Source organism: Mobiluncus holmesii ATCC 35242 (assembly GCF_000185445.1).
GTDB classification, from domain to species: Bacteria; Actinomycetota; Actinomycetes; order Actinomycetales; family Actinomycetaceae; genus Mobiluncus; species Mobiluncus curtisii.
In genome coordinates this window covers 1,491,380-1,507,701 of record NZ_GL622346.1, presented here as the reverse complement: position 1 = coordinate 1,507,701, position 16,322 = coordinate 1,491,380, and the positions used below count along the sequence as shown (strand labels likewise).

The 16,322-nt window shown below is 61.0% G+C and carries 12 protein-coding genes; 10 read left to right on the top strand and 2 right to left on the bottom strand.

The window, feature by feature from the left end; genetic code table 11:
* Positions 1-8: 8 nt before the first annotated feature.
* Positions 9-1,418, top strand: coding sequence for an AI-2E family transporter (locus tag HMPREF0576_RS06485; RefSeq protein WP_004011217.1), 1,410 nt, complete (start codon positions 9-11; stop codon positions 1,416-1,418).
* A gap of 144 nt (positions 1,419-1,562) precedes the next feature.
* On the opposite strand, the gene HMPREF0576_RS06480 is transcribed toward HMPREF0576_RS06485, so the two are convergent.
* On the bottom strand, positions 1,563-2,045 hold the full coding sequence (locus HMPREF0576_RS06480; protein ID WP_004011216.1) for a PLD nuclease N-terminal domain-containing protein: 483 nt from the start codon (positions 2,043-2,045) through the stop codon (positions 1,563-1,565).
* 155 nt (positions 2,046-2,200) lie between these two features.
* Here HMPREF0576_RS06480 and HMPREF0576_RS06475 point away from each other — a divergent pair, with 155 nt between their 5' ends.
* Positions 2,201-2,593, top strand: a complete 393-nt coding sequence (locus tag HMPREF0576_RS06475; RefSeq protein ID WP_245527359.1) for a hypothetical protein — start codon at positions 2,201-2,203, stop codon at positions 2,591-2,593.
* 25 nt (positions 2,594-2,618) lie between these two features.
* Here the strand turns inward: HMPREF0576_RS06475 and HMPREF0576_RS06470 are convergent, their stop codons facing one another.
* Complete coding sequence (locus HMPREF0576_RS06470; protein ID WP_004011214.1) at positions 2,619-4,211, bottom strand: AMP-binding protein; 1,593 nt, start codon at positions 4,209-4,211, stop codon at positions 2,619-2,621.
* A 25-nt stretch (positions 4,212-4,236) separates the two neighbouring features.
* On the opposite strand from HMPREF0576_RS06470, the gene HMPREF0576_RS06465 reads away from it, so the two are divergent.
* The 8 genes from HMPREF0576_RS06465 to menD all read left to right on the top strand — a co-directional run bounded on the left by HMPREF0576_RS06465 (position 4,237) and on the right by menD (position 16,187).
* Positions 4,237-5,358: a DUF3048 domain-containing protein gene (locus tag HMPREF0576_RS06465; RefSeq protein WP_004011213.1), complete on the top strand. Its 1,122-nt coding sequence runs from the start codon at positions 4,237-4,239 to the stop codon at positions 5,356-5,358.
* 44 nt (positions 5,359-5,402) lie between these two features.
* The gene (locus HMPREF0576_RS06460; protein WP_004011212.1) at positions 5,403-6,455 is read left to right on the top strand and encodes a 1,4-dihydroxy-2-naphthoyl-CoA synthase; all 1,053 of its coding nucleotides are present in this window, start codon (positions 5,403-5,405) and stop codon (positions 6,453-6,455) included.
* 50 nt (positions 6,456-6,505) lie between these two features.
* The gene (locus tag HMPREF0576_RS06455) at positions 6,506-7,411 is read left to right on the top strand and encodes a hypothetical protein (protein ID WP_004011211.1); all 906 of its coding nucleotides are present in this window, start codon (positions 6,506-6,508) and stop codon (positions 7,409-7,411) included.
* Positions 7,408-8,475, top strand: a complete 1,068-nt coding sequence (locus HMPREF0576_RS06450; protein ID WP_004011210.1) for an enolase C-terminal domain-like protein — start codon at positions 7,408-7,410, stop codon at positions 8,473-8,475. Before HMPREF0576_RS06455 ends, HMPREF0576_RS06450 begins: the two co-directional genes overlap by 4 nt.
* A gap of 47 nt (positions 8,476-8,522) precedes the next feature.
* On the top strand, positions 8,523-9,458 hold the full coding sequence (locus tag HMPREF0576_RS06445; RefSeq protein ID WP_004011209.1) for a PP2C family protein-serine/threonine phosphatase: 936 nt from the start codon (positions 8,523-8,525) through the stop codon (positions 9,456-9,458).
* Positions 9,455-9,916, top strand: coding sequence for an FHA domain-containing protein (locus tag HMPREF0576_RS06440; RefSeq protein ID WP_004011208.1), 462 nt, complete (start codon positions 9,455-9,457; stop codon positions 9,914-9,916). Before HMPREF0576_RS06445 ends, HMPREF0576_RS06440 begins: the two co-directional genes overlap by 4 nt.
* Positions 9,916-14,169, top strand: coding sequence for an FtsK/SpoIIIE domain-containing protein (locus tag HMPREF0576_RS06435; protein WP_004011207.1), 4,254 nt, complete (start codon positions 9,916-9,918; stop codon positions 14,167-14,169). Before HMPREF0576_RS06440 ends, HMPREF0576_RS06435 begins: the two co-directional genes overlap by 1 nt.
* A gap of 245 nt (positions 14,170-14,414) precedes the next feature.
* Positions 14,415-16,187: a 2-succinyl-5-enolpyruvyl-6-hydroxy-3-cyclohexene-1-carboxylic-acid synthase gene (gene menD, locus HMPREF0576_RS06430; protein WP_004011205.1), complete on the top strand. Its 1,773-nt coding sequence runs from the start codon at positions 14,415-14,417 to the stop codon at positions 16,185-16,187.
* Positions 16,188-16,322 lie beyond the last annotated feature (135 nt).

Genomic DNA, 16,322 nt, shown 5'->3' with positions numbered 1-16,322 from the left:
TTATTCCTATGGGAATGCTTGATAAGGCAAAAGAGATGGTGCAGGCGGTAAAGCCTGGTGTAATCAGTGATAGGGGCAGCGCCGGCGCGGAAGCGGAGCGTGCTAACGCGGCAAAAGCAGCCGAGCAGAAAGCATCCGGTTTGGAGGCCTGGCCGACCGGGATGCGTTTCGCGTTCGCTTTGGCAGCCAGCGCGCTGATAATTTTCCTGCTGTCTCTGATAGCCGGGGTGTTCATGCCGACTTTCCTGGCATTTTCGCTGGCGTTGGCGGTGCGTCCGGCGTCAGAATGGCTGATTCGCCATCGCTGGCCGGTGGGGTTGGCGGCTTTGGTTAACATTGTGCTGCTGTTCGCCATCCTGTTCATCATGCTGGGGTTGATTGCGATTGCTATCACCGCAATGGTGACTGAACTGCCTCGCTACGGCGCAAAGTTCCAGGCTCTCTATGAACATGCCATCAACCAGCTGGATCGGCGTGGCTTCGACACTTCTGCCGTGCTAGATTCCTGGAAGAACGTGGACATAAACCGGATATTTTCCTACCTCTCCGGCTTTGCTAACCAGATTAGCGGGGCTGGAACCACCCTGTTCTTTATCATCATGGTGGCGATCTTCGTGGTTGGAGACACCGTGGTGGTGCGACGTCGCGCCGCCGAGTTGGCATCCTATGCTCCCGGTTTCGCCATCGCCCTGCGCAACTTTTCCCTGCGGGTGCGGACCTACTTCCTGATGACCACCGTTTTTGGTGCCGTAGTAGCACTGGTGGACGTCGGAATTCTCTATGCGTTTGGGGTGCCGACCCCCTGGACCTGGGGTATCCTCGCTTTCGTCGCGAACTACATTCCCGCGGTGGGATTCATTCTGTCCATGATTCCCCCAATCCTGCTGGCTTTGGCGCTAGATGGAGTGTGGCCCGCCGTTGGGGTATTCATCGGTTACATGGTTGCGTCGCTGCTGTTCCTGAATATTTTGCAGCCCCGCATTGCCGGGAACGCGGTGGGCTTGAACGCCACTGTTTCGTTCCTATCTTTGATGGTCTGGTCCACGGTGATGGGTCCGCTGGGTGCGATTTTGGCAGTGCCCCTGACGCTGTTCTTTAAAGCGATTTTCGTGGATTCTGACCCGCGCACGGCATGGATTGATGTGTTCTTCCGTCCTTCCGATGCCCCCACCTCCCTGGTGACGAGCCGTGAATTCCGTGACCGTGACGGTGATGGTGTCGACGACACCACCGGGATACCCCGAGGCATAGATACGCGACTGCGTGAGGAACAAATCCAGGACGCGGCAGAAAAAGAACGCGCGCGGGCGCAAGCCACCCTGGAAGAGCTGAACCAGGAGGCTTTGGAGCAAGCCGCGGAAAAGGCTGAAAAAGAGAAAGCCAAGAAGGTCGACCCGTCCGCGAAAACCGCGGAGTAGCGGTAAATCTTGCAGATTCTGCCGGGCTTGGGGGGGATTCCCCGATGCGAAATCTGGCGGTCGGCTGGCTAGCGCAGGAAGTCAGGGCGCGGGCTATCAATTAGCAAATGCGCGCGACTGCGGGCAGGCGCACGAGACCGGATGTCAGGATTTCGTGTCCGGGGAGTCCGTGGGGTCCGGAGGATTTTGTGGGTCAGTGGGATTCTCTGGGGCGGAATTTTTGTCCGGGCGGGGTTGGAGCTTCTCATCCTCTTTCTCCCGCTTCTTGCGTTCGTATTCTTCACGCTGTTTTTCACGCAATTTCCGGCTGACTTCCTCGAGGAATTCTGGATCATCGTCAGGAGCGCTGGGCTGTTCCGTGGCAGGTCTGTGCCCGAAACTGAGGGACACGGATTCCTCACTGGACCAGATATTTGGTTCAATCACCCCACCCTTGGCTTCGGCAGCGGCGACGCGGGACACGATTATCCACGCTATTGCCCCGATGGGGCTAATCAGCAAAATCAGCATAATCCACAAAACTTTTGGTATCTTGCCGGGCAGGTTATCTTTCGGGGTGCGAATGCAATCAATCAGCGCATACAAAGCCAGCGCCAACCACAAGATAAACAACAAAACTCTGACCACGGCTTCATCTTAACGTAAAACCCGTGGTCTTTCCTGCTTTGTCGATTTCTGGACATGCCTGGAAGATAGCCAACGGAAAAATAGTATAAATAATGTGGGGGGCGACCGGTATCATGGTTATCAAATGGTTTTCATTCACAAAGGAGTGGTGGCAGATGTCTAACCCCCAATCACGCTGGATTATCTGGTCAGCTTACGCCGTGCTGTTCCTGGCTTTGCCCTATGTGACCCAACCTATTTTTAAGTCTGTAGGCGATGACGGTATGGGGTGGATTTTGCTGATTTTCTACCTGGCGTTACCGCTTTTAGGACTGGGATGCGGGGTGGCAGACGGAATCGTCAACGGCTGGTCGCTGTGGTGGCTCCTCGCTCCGGTGGTACTGTTTATTCCGCATTTCTTTCTGGCGATGCACGCTGCCACTAACCTCAGTATCTACTGGGATGAATTTTTCCTGTTCACCGGCATCTATGCCGGTTTCGCGTTTATCCCCAACCTCATAGCAGGGCTGGTGCGAAACCGCCTCCAACACCCCCGGGCGCAGTCCTAAGCCCGCCCGGTCCTGCGGGGCTGGGTTAGCGCACCCAGGCGCGACCGGCGCGAAGTTCCCGTTTCGCCAGTTCGGCAACTTCGTGACGAGCCACCTTGCCCGGTCCTAAGGTGGGCAGATGCTGCACTACCACCACCACACGGGGCGCGTGGGCAGCGCCAAGCTCCGCGGTAACAGCAGTGCGAATCCGCGCCGCCAGAGAATCTGGCTCTGACATTCCGTCTTTTCCGAGAACCCCCAAGGACGCCGGAGAACCCAGCATCGGAGCCAACAAATCCACATCGAGGTCGTCTCCGGGTACCACCACCGCGGTGACCAGTTCACCCCAGCGGGCATCGGGCAGCCCGACCACACACACTTCACCGACCCCCGTCACACTCAAAGAAGCCTGTTCCACCGCGGAAGCATGGACTTTCACCCCGCCGGTGTTGATGACATCATCGGTGCGCCCCTGAATAATCAAACGCGGACCTTCCATCCGCCCGGTGTCGGAAGTCTTAAACCAGCGACGTGGTCCCATTTGAATCCACGGAGAGACCTCTGCGGGATCCATGCCGACTGGTGGTTTCTCTACGTAACCTTCCATCAGGGAGGTGCCGGCAACCCACACGGTATCGCCGACAGTAGAAACTTGGGTGCCCAGCAGGGGAATCCCGTCATAGACGCAGCCCCCGCAGGTTTCCGTCATCCCGTAAGTCTCTACCACATGCCAGCCTACGGCTTTCGCCCGGTCTGCCAGGAATGGGGTAAACGCGGCTCCTCCCACCAGGATGGTGTCCACTTTTGCCAATGCGTCGACCGCGTCCCCGCCCTCGTCCAGAATCTTGGATACCTGAGTGGGCACCAGGGACAGGTAGACCGGCAGGGTGGAGTTCTGGGTAGCGCGGGTAACCGCGCGCACCAAACTGGCGGGTTTAAACCCGTTGGTAGTGTCCACAATGATGGGTTTTGTCCCGGAAATGAGCGAACGAGTCAGCACCTGCAGCCCGGACACGTGGTGAGTCGGTAGTGCCAGAATCCAGCGACCCGGTCCGCCCAGGGCAGCCAGAGTCGAACGGGCAGAGGACACCAGGGCACTGGCAGAAATTGCCACCAAATGCCCGTCGCCGGTCTGGGAGCCGGAGGTCTGCATAATCAAGTCAGTTTTGGCAGGGAGGGGACCGTTGAGTCGCGACCGTAAAATCCTGCGGGCGCGTTCCGGATCCACTCCCGGAGCAATGGGTACCAGGATTTCCCGAACCTCCTGGCGGGGAGCCTGATCTGAGGGGGTATCCGCCGGTGCGTCATCTTGGGGTGTTTCCGGAGAGGCGGTGTCCTGGGGAGACTCACTGGTTGGTGCGGACCAGTCCGGTTCCGTCGGCGAGTCTGTTTCTGCGGGTGAGGTGGGCTCATCGGCGTTTTCTTCGGCGCGAATTTCCGCGAGCGCAGCCTCCCAGTCGTAGTCATCCGTAACCTGCCGACCGCTGCGGGCGAGTTGTTCCTCGGTAGTCAGAAAAGGCGCAATCGCGGTATCCAAACCATCAGCCAGATTGACTACGTCATGGGGTTTCGTGCCACCCGTCAGGAAACAGAACCGGACGGGAACCCCCCGCTTCGCTGTGTCACTCACCAACTTCACCCTGCCTTAACGCTAAAGTTCATTTATGGCTGTAACCTGGGATAACACCGCGGAAAATGTGGCAAACAGAGTCGCTTACGCCGAGCGTCGCAACGCGCCTGGAACCCGTCATACAGCCGGTTTCAATAAGATTCTAGCGGTTCTGGTGGCTTTCTGGACAATGCTGGGAATGCTGGGACTGACGGCATGTGTAAATCCGGCACCTGGGAAAAAAACTCCCACCCCCACCGCCCAGCCCGAGGAACCCGCCACTTGGCCCTTGACCGGTCTCCCTCGTGAAGACTCGACTCCGCACCCCGTGGTAGCGGTGAAAGTGGAAAACACCGTGGCGGCGCGTCCGCAATCCGGGCTGGAAGACGCCGACATCGTGTTCGAAGAACAGGTTGAAGGCGGGATGACCCGGTATAACGCGGTGTTCCATGCGCATACTCCCGAGGAAATCGGTCCGGTGCGTTCCGTGCGTCCGATGGATCCGGGCATCGCCGCGCCATTCGGTGGGATGCTGGTCTATTCAGGGGGTGTCCCCGCCTTTGAATCTCAGGTTTCCGCGTCCGGACTGTGCGGCTTCAACGAAGATCAGGCGCGGGGGGCGCTGTATCGGGTGAAGTTCCGTGCCATGCCCCACAACCTCTATCTATCGATTCCTAAACTTTACGAAAAGGTCGGCAAAGAACACACTATGGAGCCTGACGCTCCCCAAATTTTTGATTTCGCCAACCCCGACCAGGGGGAGCAGCCCACCGCGGTCTCGTCCGGAAACCCCGCGAACACCCTCGTGGCGCATTTCCCGTCCCTGGTCGCAAGCTACAACTGGACCGGTTCTCGCTGGCAGCGGGTTGACGGGGGAACAGCGGCGAGCGCTCGGTCAGGAGCGCCGTTGCAGACCGATAACGTGGTGGTGGTGCTGACCAGCATCATCGACACTGGTGCGAAAGACGCTGCGGGGGCTACAGTCCCAGAAACGGTGCTGACCGGCAGCGGAACCGCCTACGTCGCCAGTGGCGGGTCAGTCGCCAAAGTGACTTGGTCCAAAGACTCCGAAGGCTCGCCACTGCAGTTGACGGACTCTGCCGGCGAGCCCGTCCTGCTCAACCGGGGTACCACCTGGATTGAGCTGCTGCCCAATCCGAACTTCAGTTTCCAATAACCCCAGCCGACCGTAACACGCTGGTGAACAGTTAGAATCTAAGCGTGGAAGATAATGCGGTGGCAGATATTTTTGAGGCAAAACGGTGGCGGGCAGTCGACCTGGAGGGGCTCAGCGATGTGACCTATCACCGGGGCGTGCTGGCAGACGGCAGCCCGTCGCCGGTGGTGCGCATCGCGTTCAATCGCCCCGAAGTGCGCAACGCCTTTCGTCCCCAAACTGTCGACCAGCTGTATCGCTGCCTGGATCACGCCCGCATGACTGCCAGCGTGGCAGCGATTTTGCTGACTGGCAACGGACCGGCGCGTGACGGCGGCTATGCGTTTTGCAGTGGCGGGGATCAGCGGGTGCGCGGCGCTGACGGTTACCAGTATCACGTGACCGTACCGCGCAGCGAGTCGCTGCAACCACCAGAGGGCGCGGCAAACCCGCCCGAACGCCCTGGTGAAACCCGAAACCCGGGCGAGCGGACTGCTGACCTGAAACACCCGGAAACTCCTGAAACTGCGGACCTCCCCGACCCGAGAGACGCGGCTGGACGCTACGGGCGACTGCATATCCTGGAGGTGCAGCGCCTCATTCGTGCCACCCCTAAACCGGTCATTGCGCTGGTCAACGGGTGGGCTGCCGGTGGGGGACACTCGCTGGTGATGGTGTGTGATTTGGCACTCGCCAGCCGGGAACATGCCCAGTTCAAACAGGTCGATGCCAACGTCGGGTCCTTCGACGCCGGATACGGTTCGGGGCTGCTGGCTCGGCAAGTCGGAGATAAGAAAGCCCGCGAGATATTCTTCCTGGCTGAGACCTATTCCGCCGCGCAAGCCGAGGCTTGGGGGGTGGTGAACCGCGCGGTGGCGCACGAGGACCTGGAACGCGTCGGTTGGGACTGGGCGCTGACCATTGCCGGGAAATCCCCGCAGGCGATTCGCATGTTGAAATACGCTTTCAACGCGGTGGATGACGGCCTGGTCGGGATGCAAATGTTTGCCGGGGAAGCAACCCGGCTGGCATATGGGACCGCGGAGGCCCGCGAGGGGCGCGACGCTTTCCTCGAAAAGCGCGCCCCGAACTGGGACGAGTTTCCGTATTATTACTAAGAGGATGCGGTAGCACCAAACCCGAAATGTAACCCCGAAAGAAGGTCAGAGTGGATTTCACGTTCCTGGTTGCCACGCTGGTGGGAATCGCGCTGGTAGTCATGACCTGGGCGACGCCCTACGCCAAATTCCTGCGGGACGGATTCGGAAAGACTGATTTGGGTAACCGCATCGTCACCATCATGATTCCGGGTCTGACCATCCTGTGCCTGGGGGTGACATTTTTCGAGGTCTGCGTGACCTATGCAACCGGGCTGTCATTTTGGCGAGTGTGGGGCATCCCCCTGGCGGCTTTGCTGGCGCTGATAGGTCTGGGCGTGGCGTTTTGGGCGTTGGTTCCCGCCCCGGTGCCGAGTCTGTTGCAGCCGAGGTGGATGAAAGAGGAACGTCTCTATGGAGCTTTGGGGGCACTGGAACGCACCCGCTCCGCGCAGCAGCGCCGGGAACGGGCAGTCAACCGGCGTGGGTTTGATTATTTCGACACCCAAATGATTGACGGGGTTTCCCTGGCTTACCCCGAAACCTGGGTGTTGAACCTGGAACCAAGCGCGCCCGCGCGCGTCTCCGGGCTGAAACTGCAAAGCCGTTTTGCGTTGGATACCCCCCATGATTTTGCGCCGCATTCACGGATTCTGTTGATGTCCGCGCCCTTGGCAAATCCAGAGAATAGCGTGAATTGGCTGCGCCGCCTGGCAGTTCCTGCCGGTTGGCAGCCGCGGGAAGTTGGAACTTCGCAGTTGGCAGAAAGCCCTGCCATTTGGGCTGATTCGTGCTTGCCCGACGGTCGGGGAGTACAGCAGCGCTGGGCGGCGGCTATCGGGGACACCCTGTGGGTGTTGGCTTTTCAGGCAGCTGGCTCGGATTTCGGACCGCTGGCAGACGTGGGAGCAAAAGTCGCCGCCTCGCTGACCCTACCGGAGTCCGGGAGGGCGACCGGTGCAGTGGTGTCGTCGTGACCAGCCACGTTGAAGATTCTGGCAGTTCCGCCCGCCTGTCCCCTTTTGAACCCGGTCCGGACGGCGCCGAGCTGTTTACGGCGCAGGGAATCGAGCGGGCATGGGTGTTTGCCGTGCCGATGCGCGTCAAGTTTCGCAATATCACCGTGCGAGAAGGGCTGATTTTACAAGGCAGTGCCGGTCTGGCTGAGGCGGCGCCCTTCCGGAACTATCCTCCGCCAGTCGCTGCCACCTGGTTCGCGGGAGCATTTGCGGTAGCGGCACGGGGACTTCCCGCACCTCTCTCTCCGGTTCCCCTCAATGTCACGGTGCCGGTGGTGGACCCGGACACCGCGGCGCGGCTGGTCCGGGAGTCCGGCTGTAGCACAGCAAAAGTGAAGGTCGCCGACCCGCGCAGCAGCCTGGAGGACGATATTGCGCGGATTCGCGCGGTGCGTGCGGCGTTGGGGGCGACCGGGAAAATTCGGGTAGATGCGAACGCGGCGTGGAGCCTGGCTGAGGCAACAGCCGCGCTGCCGCGGTTGGGTGAAGCCGCCGGCCCGGGCGGTCTGCAGTATGCCGAACAGCCCTGTCAGACCCTGGCTGAACTGGTCGAACTGCAGCGGGCGACGGGGATTCCGGTGGCAGCAGACGAAACTATTCGCCTGGGCGGGCAGCTCACCGAGGTCCTCGCCAGTGGGCTGGCCGCTGCCGTTATCAAAGCAATGCCCCTGGGGGGACCGGCGCGTGCCGCGGCTCTGGTGGCAGATGGGCTGCGGGCAGCTGCTCCGGGTGTCACAAGCGCGCCCCTTTTGGTGGTGTCCTCTGCTTTAGATACCGGGGTGGGCTTGAGTGCCGGACTGGCTCTCGCGACCCAGCTACGAACGAAAGCTGCCTGTGGACTTGGAACACTCCGCTTGTGCACAGATAGTATCCTCACCGCGGATCCCCGTATCGAAAACGGATTCCTGTATCCGGTGGAAACCCTGGAACTGAAAGGAAATCTGCCACCTGTCAGCCCGGAAGTGCAGCAGTGGTGGCGGAATCGAGTTGAACAGGTGGCCGCCGGGTTCGCTAGACTTTAGTTAGCAGCGGCAATGAAGCTATCAGGAGAGAGCGAAGGACGAAACCGATGGAGATTGAAACCGGCACCTGGACACTCGCCCACGGGGAGACGCTGCGCTGGGCTGCTGCCACCGACATCGGTTTGAAACGGGCTGAAAACCAGGACTCTTTCCTGGCGGCGCCGCCGTTCTTTTTAGTTGCAGACGGGATGGGCGGTCACGCCGGGGGGAAACAAGCCTCTGCCACGCTGCTGGGGCACATTCAGCCTCTGACCGGCACGGACGTTAATTTGCGGGTAGTGCGGGAATCTCTGGAGGCAGCCTGTGAGGAAGTCATGGGGCTGGTTGAAGCCAACATTAACTACACGATTTCGCCGCCGGGAACCACGCTCACCGGTCTGGTGGTGCTCGGTCCACTAGGGGAGTCCGCGGCTGACGGGTCAGCGTCAGTCCCCGCTACGGACGGGTCGGAACCGGCGCAGTTCCTGGTTCTCAACGTGGGGGACTCGCGAACTTACCTGTTGAGAGAGGGGTTGTTGACCCGGCTGACGCGGGATCATTCCCAAGTCGCCGAGATGGTCGAGGCGGGAATGCTGACCGTGGAAGAAGCTCGAGTCTGGCCGACCCGCTCCGTCATCACCCGCGCTATTGGCGCTGGTCAAGCCGGGTTGCCCCAGATTGATACCTGGACTTATCCGGTGGCGGCGCCCCGGCGTTTCCTGGTGTGCTCCGACGGGCTGCATTCCATGATTGATGATGGTGCCATCGGGCGGGCGCTGGGCGACAAACCCACCCCCGAAGCGGCAGTGAACGCACTGGTGAACCTGGCTTTACAGGCGGGCGGGCACGATAATGTGACCGCGATTGTGCTCGACGTGACCTCCCCGGAATCCGCACTCGCCCCCACGGAACCGGCTGATTCTGCGCTTTCCGAGTCGCCCGCGCCCCCAAACTCCCTTTTGCCACCCCCGCCCCCACCTCCAGGCAGTGAGGGGGCACGATGAAACACTGTGCTGATGGAGGTACCCCGTTTACCGTGCGGATTTGTCCGCTGGGTCACCATAACCCGCCGGATTTTCCCCGCTGTCGAGTGTGCGGTGGTGTCCTGGACGCGCCGATGCAAGTGGCATCCCCGAAACTGGGCTGGGTGCGTTCCACCGACCAGCAGACTGTCGAGCTGACAGGCGAATTAGTGGTCGGTCGCGCCCCGGAGACACACGGGCGCGAAGGGGTATTTTCCCTGACGACCCCGCCGGAAATTCTCGAAATTTCCCGCACTCACGCCCGAATCTGTACCGAGGGGTGGGAAGTCACCGTGGAGGACCTGGGGTCTGATAACGGCACCCGCTTGTGCCGGGCGACGGGTCAGATTGTGGATTTACAGCCGCACAAGCGGTACAACATTCAGCCCGGTGACGTGCTGGAACTGTCGCCAAACTACCTGTTGAGGTTTGCAGCCTGATGCGACGACCAGTCCGAATCTTGGTGGATGGCAGCCCTGCCGAAGTATTGCTGCAGGCAGACGCCCGCGCCCGAGTGGCAGATGTGGTCACCGCTTTAGGCGGCGGGCAGACATCTCGTCTCAGCGTCACGCCGTTGGCGCCACTGCTGGATCCGGGCGGTACCGGGTCCCTGCCGGTCGTTGCCGAGACGTCGGGGTCACAAGTCCCGCGCGGTGAATCGGGCGGGACACATCCGGCGCAGGTCGGTAAACCTTACGTGCTGCTGCGCGTTTTGCCGTTGGCAAAAGCGCCGATACCGCCGGGGGCAGGTTTGGCACTGGTGGGGGAGAGCGACGAGTTACCGCCGGCTCCCGCGGGTATGAAGTCTCTGCTGGCGTATTCACCCCCACCGGCTGCTGACCCCGAACCGCTGGGAATCAACATAGAAATGCCGGCGCGACCACGCTTGTGGTTGGCAAATCCCGCGACGCTTGCCGTACCCGTGGTGCCGGTGGTGCTGTTTGGGGTGCTGGCAGTCATTTTCCCCAGTGCCGTCGCGTTTGCCCTGCTGGGTTTGGCAGTAGTTGCGGGTGGCTCAGAAGTCGGGTGGGCGTTGACTCAAAACCGGGCGGCTTGGGTGCGTTATGAGCGGGACATGGTTGCGCTCACTCCCCAGATTCAGGCAGCTTTGCATCGCCGTGACGTGGCGATACGCGACAGTGTTCCCGACCTGTCGGATCCCCACCACGCCCTGCTGCCTGGACTGTGGGGACACGCGAGTGCGCAAATGCGCATTCCGGTCGGTTTCACCCAGGTTTATCCAGAAATTACGCTGAGCAGCCACGGGACGGCGACTCCGTTTCGTGGCTGGGGATCGCTTGCGGGATCGAGTACGGGGTCAGAAGCCGCCGCGGTCGTCCACCGGTCAGCCGGAGCCGCGGTCCCGGACTCGGTGTCTAACGCGGAGATGGGGCAGGCAGCCTCGGGGCAAATCGCGGCGATTAACCGCAGGATTAACGCCATTGGTGCCGCTACCATCGGCGAGGGGCATACCGGTCTGGAAGTGGCCTTCGTTCCGGCGGATTCTGGTCCGCTGGCGATGACCGGTCCCGAGAACTTGCGTGGACCGGCGCTGAATCAGTTCCTGATTCGCGCTGCCTTGCGCTATTCCCCTGCCGATTTAAAAATCGTGGTCGCCGGGACGAAACCTGCACAGTGGACGTGGGTTAACTATCTGCCGCACGGCGCCGCGGTGCGCGAGGATTTAGCGGTCGAGCCGGTTTGTGACCTGAGTGAAGCGAGCGCCGAGAGGTTGGCGCAAGCCTGGAGCGGTCAAAAGGGGCAGCGCGGTTCGCGTCAGCGCCTGTTGCTGGTAATCGACGGAGAAGTCCCGGCAGGCTCTCGATGGGAAGATTTTGCCTGGGAGTCCGGAATTTGGCTGGTTAACGCCGTTGATAATCTCGGCAGTGCGGTGAGTGCCGTGCGGCAAGTTCTGGACCTGGCGACCGGGTCTTGGCAGGACGGTGTGTCCCGCATTCCCGGAACTACCCCGCCGGCGGGACGGCACACCGCCGCTAACGGGATTCCACTGCAGTCAGCCCGTCCGACCCAACTGAGTGTGGAACCGTTGCTGCTGACCACCCCTGGTGCGCGGAAAGTTACAGAGCTCCTGGCTAATCTGAAGCTACCGGGCAAAACCACCGAGCCTTTGCCTATTAGCGCCCAGTTGACCGATGTTTATCCCCTGACAGCTGAGGAAAGCACGGCGGTTTTCGGTGAGTCGGGAGACGGGGGTCGCTGCACGGCAGCGATAGGCTACGGTGCTGCCGGTCCGGTGTTGTTGGATTTGGCTGACGGTAAAAACGCTGTTGTAGCGGGAGAAAACCAGGCTGCCCGGACCAATGCCATCGCTGCTTACCTGGCGGGTTTGGCGCTGACACAGCGTCCGGAGGACGTGAGCTGGGTAATTTTTGATTCCCGCGCTACGAACTGGGGTGAACTGGGGCAAACTCCACACTGTTTAGGCATTGAGCCGGGGCGGGGAAATGCTGTGTTTGCCCGGTTGCTGCGCTACCTGGAGGCGGAGACTGAGCGTCGAGACAACTGGCTGAGGGAATCCGGGGCGGGCAGCCTGGTGCGGGCGCGCGCGGCGAAAATATCGGGTACTCCGGCGGATTTAATTGTCGTCATCGCCGTGGGAGAGTCGTTTACCGCGCGGCAGCTCTCGCAGCTGGCTGAACGGCTGCATATGTACCGCTCCCTGGGGTTGCATTTGGTGGTGAGTATCGGGAATACCGAAAAATTGCCCCGTGAAGCCTTGAAATATCTGCCGACACGTGTTGTGCTACATCTGGAAGGTGCAGCCCTGGAGGTGGTTTGCGGCAGTCTTGAAATTGATTCGCGGTCGGCTTTTTCACATCCCGGTCGCGGAATTCTGCTGGTCGGCGGGGTTGCGACCAGTTTTCAAACCTTAAATTCCCTGATGGTTACGGATTTTAGTGATTCCGAATTGGCTCCCGTGAATTTCGGGCCCCTAGGCGGAACGGAGTTCCCCCCGGCGCTGTCGACGGGCAGTCAGCGGCGAGTCCCGGCTCTGGTGAGGGGGAATTTTCCTCGGACTGACACAAGTGGGGACTCGGCGGCTCTGACCCCGCTTTCGGTGCTGGCAGGGTCGTTTTATCGCGGTAAATCTACCGTCCGGCGGTGGACCTCCGGGCTGGAGAAAGTCTATGACCTGGCGTCTTTGGGGCAATCCAGCGATGCGGAGTTCCGCCTGGGAGTGCGCGATGACCTGGGGCGTCAAGAAGTCGTCCCCTTTGGGTTTAGTCCCGACCACGAGGGCAACCTGTTCGTGGCAGGTCCGCGCGGTAGTGGGCGCACTGGAGTGTTGCGAGCTATTGCTGCCGATAGTCTAAACACCGGAGGTAACCCTGTTGCTCTCTATGTTTGCAGCGCCGACTCGACTCTCGATGTGCTGTCTAACTGGGCAAACGTGGGAGTGGTAGCTCATGCCAACGAGCCGGAGACAATTGCCGACACGATGGAATACCTGGTCAGCAGGTGGCGTTGGCGCACTGCATTGGCGCAGCGCAACGCCACCCGTGATTTTCCTGAACTGCGCGCTGTGCTGCGTGGCGCTCGACCCGCAAAGCAGCCTGGCATGCCCCTCGGCACGGATGCTGTTGACGGCGACGAAATGGACCGTGGTGAGCGAATTATTGTTGCGATTGACGGTTTGGAAACCGTGTTGGAGTCCTTGCCGGGAGCCAGCTCCGCCAGTTTCCTGGAACTCATCACCGGCGGCAGGGTCGTCGGGATTCACTTCGTCATCAGTGCCGACAGTGTCGAGAACCTCCCGGTGGCCTGGCGAGGTGCATTTGGGATGCGAATCGAGTTGAACGGTTCCATCCCTGGCAGTGGCGTGGTTGCGGATGATCCGCGAGCTATTCAGGTAGCTGTCCTCGGTAACGACCCCTCCGAGCCTGCCCAAACACGCATCCTGGAACGCTTGGGCGCCTTGGCAAAAACCCCAGCCCACCGGATTGCCCGGTTAGCCGTGCCGGTGTTTGCCACCGCCCTCGCCACACCTCCCGCGGGAGAAATGGCGCTGGGACTGAGCGCCCCCGGTGGTCGACAAATCAACACCAATACCAGCGGGGTGTACCTCATTGCGCGGGGTAGCGGGGAAGTCGATCGGGCGGTGAGCTTGGCAGTCCTGCGCTGGCTGGCTCGTTCGCTGCGCACTTCCAGCCCAGACACCGGGATGGTGCTGTTGTCTGCACAGAGCCGCGAGGAAAGCTCGCCCGCGTTGAAAACCTTGGCAGGACTGGCGATGTGGGACGCGGTAGCCTGCGGCTTTTCAGACTTCCGCGACTTTTATCACCACCTGTTCTCCGTTGCGGAGCAAAAGTCCCCGCCGAGATTCCCCGGTCTAGCTATCTTTATTGCCGACCTGCCCGGATTCGCGCAGAACACGGACGCTGCCACAGCGATGGCAGACATCATCCGCGCGGCACGTCGCCAGGGACACCTGGTCTTTGCCTCCGGCGCTGCCACTTCCCGCGACGGACTGTCTTGGATGACAGACTCCGAGCTGAATGCGGCGGTGAAAGCCCCCGCCGCGGGACTCTCTCTAGGTTTGAGTGCCTCCGACACTGCCGCCATCTTTGGCGTTAGCGTCCCTCAAGACGGCATTGCCTTTCCGCCTGCCCGCGGATATTGGATTCACGGCGGTCGTGCCACCAAAATCCAGCTGCCCCAAGAAAACGGCTGAGTGCCCGCACAACAAGATGGCTAAACATTCGCGCCATGTCAGCATTGAACTGAATCGAAACTGTCTGACGGTGTTCTGTCCATAAACCTCCCTTCGGTACGTGCGATAGTACTTGAAAGGTAGCATTGACCCCGGAGACGAAAATCTGGCAGTTTCCGAAACAGCTTTCGTTTCCTGGCATTTCAACGGTTTCACCAGATTCTGGGAGACGCAAAAAAGGATGCAAAGCAGCGAAAGGGCGAGTTGTGGACGACACCAGGCAGCGAAATGGTAAAGACGCATCACCCCAGCAATACGCTGAGGAGTTGGCGCGTTTATTGGTGCAGCAGGGATTCACGCACTGGTTTTACTGTCCCGGCTCTCGTGATGCCCCCTTGGGCTATGCCTTGAACCACTTGGCAGCCAGCCACCGCCTGGACCTGCACGTGCGTATTGACGAGCGGGACGCGGCATTTATGGCGCTAGGGGCGGCACGAGCGGGTCACCCGGCAGTTCTGGTGATGACGTCCGGCACCGCGGTGGGCAACGCCCTCCCCGCTGTGATGGAAGCAGCCCATGCGGGGGTGCCGTTGCTGATCCTCAGCGCAGATCGTCCCGCCGCACTACGCGGCACTGGCGCGAATCAAACCACCTGGCAGCCGGGAATTTTCGGGGAATTCGTGCGTTTCGCTGCCGATATACAACCCGGCGTTACCTCCGCTGTATTGTCAGAGGTAGTCTCTGAGGTCGCGGCAGCCTGTCGGGGTGAAGCTCCTCCTCCCCATCCTGCCACCAACGAAAAACAATTCCCTGCCACCGGTCCAGCACACCTCAATGCTAGCTTCATCGAACCTCTGGCGCCCCCCGAAGCTATCGAAGCGTTCGCCACAGCCAGCGCTAGCGTCCGCGCCAACGCCCGCGAGGAACCTTTTGACCCCGACCAGTCACCCCGCGGCACCCTGCTGATTGCCGGGGACCTCAGCGACGCCACCTACGCGGACTTGCGTGAGGTAGTGAAAAACGCGGGGATTCCCGTCCTTGCCGAGCCGCAAACCGCCTGGCGCTGCCATCCTCACGCGGTGCGAGGATACGCCAAAGCTGCCGGAACCACATTGTCGGCAGTGGTCGAACACAACCTGGAACGAGCCATCGTCGCGGGCCGTCCCACCCTGACCCGGTCGATTACGCGACTCATTTCTCGCCGGGACATTCCCGTGGAAACCGTGGGAGCACCGGGAACAACGGTGAACCTGGCGGGCAACATCGCGCGGCACTGGGCAGACGCTGCCACCCTGGCTTGTGAACTGGAGAAAGTGGTGAAACCCTCGCCAGCCTCGACTCCCTGCCATCCCGCCGCCGAGACCCCGGAAAGCTGGCTGGAAATGTGGCGTGCCGCGGGGGAAAACGCGGTCGCGGCGCTGACTCGTGACTGGGGTTTTCATAGCGCCGCACAAACGATTTGGGACAGCACCATGACTGCGTCCGAGCCGCTGGATTTGTACCTGGGAGCCTCCCTGACCATCCGAGTTTTTGACACGGTGGCGCGCAATTTCGCCCGAAACCTGATTCCAGCCCCCGAGCAGGCAGACGCCCAGTCGGTAAATCCCCAGGACGGCGCGTTTGGGGGGCATCGTGTCTTTACCAACCGGGGTCTGGCGGGGATTGATGGCACCATTGCTGCGGCGTGGGGAGCCGCGCTGGCACGGCGGCAACCGATGCGGCTAATCTTGGGGGACGTTTCGTTCTTTCATGACCTGGGGGCGCTGTGCCACGGTCAGGTAGAAACCGTGCCAAACTTGCAGGTCATTGTGATAAACAACGGGGGTGGACGGATTTTTGGCAGCCTGGAACACGGCGCAGCTCCGGCGGATACTTTCACGCGGATGTTCCTCACCCCCCAGGTCGGAGACATTTGCGAGCTGGCTCGGGCAGCGGGCTGGCAAGCCGTGCAGATAGACAGCCCGGCAGAACTGGTGGCGGCTCTGCGCCAACCGGTCAGGGGTTTGAGCCTGATGGAGGTCATCCTCCCGTCCGCCTGACTTTGAAGATTCCGGCAGCTGGGGCAACATATCCCACAGCGTCCGAATCAAAGTTGGGACCCTTTACGCTGATGTCGGTGCCGGTGCCGGTGCTGGTGTTGACGCGATACCGGTGCTGTGCCAGTGCCGGCAGAA

Excerpts from the sequence above, each read along its gene's own strand:
- HMPREF0576_RS06485 (WP_004011217.1), top strand. The coding sequence starts at position 9 with ATGGGAATGCTTGATAAGGCAAAAGAGATGGTGCAGGCGGTAAAGCCT.
- HMPREF0576_RS06475 (WP_245527359.1), top strand. The coding sequence starts at position 2,201 with ATGTCTAACCCCCAATCACGCTGGATTATCTGGTCAGCTTACGCCGTG.
- HMPREF0576_RS06465 (WP_004011213.1), top strand. The coding sequence starts at position 4,237 with ATGGCTGTAACCTGGGATAACACCGCGGAAAATGTGGCAAACAGAGTC.
- HMPREF0576_RS06445 (WP_004011209.1), top strand. The coding sequence starts at position 8,523 with ATGGAGATTGAAACCGGCACCTGGACACTCGCCCACGGGGAGACGCTG.
- HMPREF0576_RS06440 (WP_004011208.1), top strand. The coding sequence starts at position 9,455 with ATGAAACACTGTGCTGATGGAGGTACCCCGTTTACCGTGCGGATTTGT.
- HMPREF0576_RS06435 (WP_004011207.1), top strand. The coding sequence starts at position 9,916 with ATGCGACGACCAGTCCGAATCTTGGTGGATGGCAGCCCTGCCGAAGTA.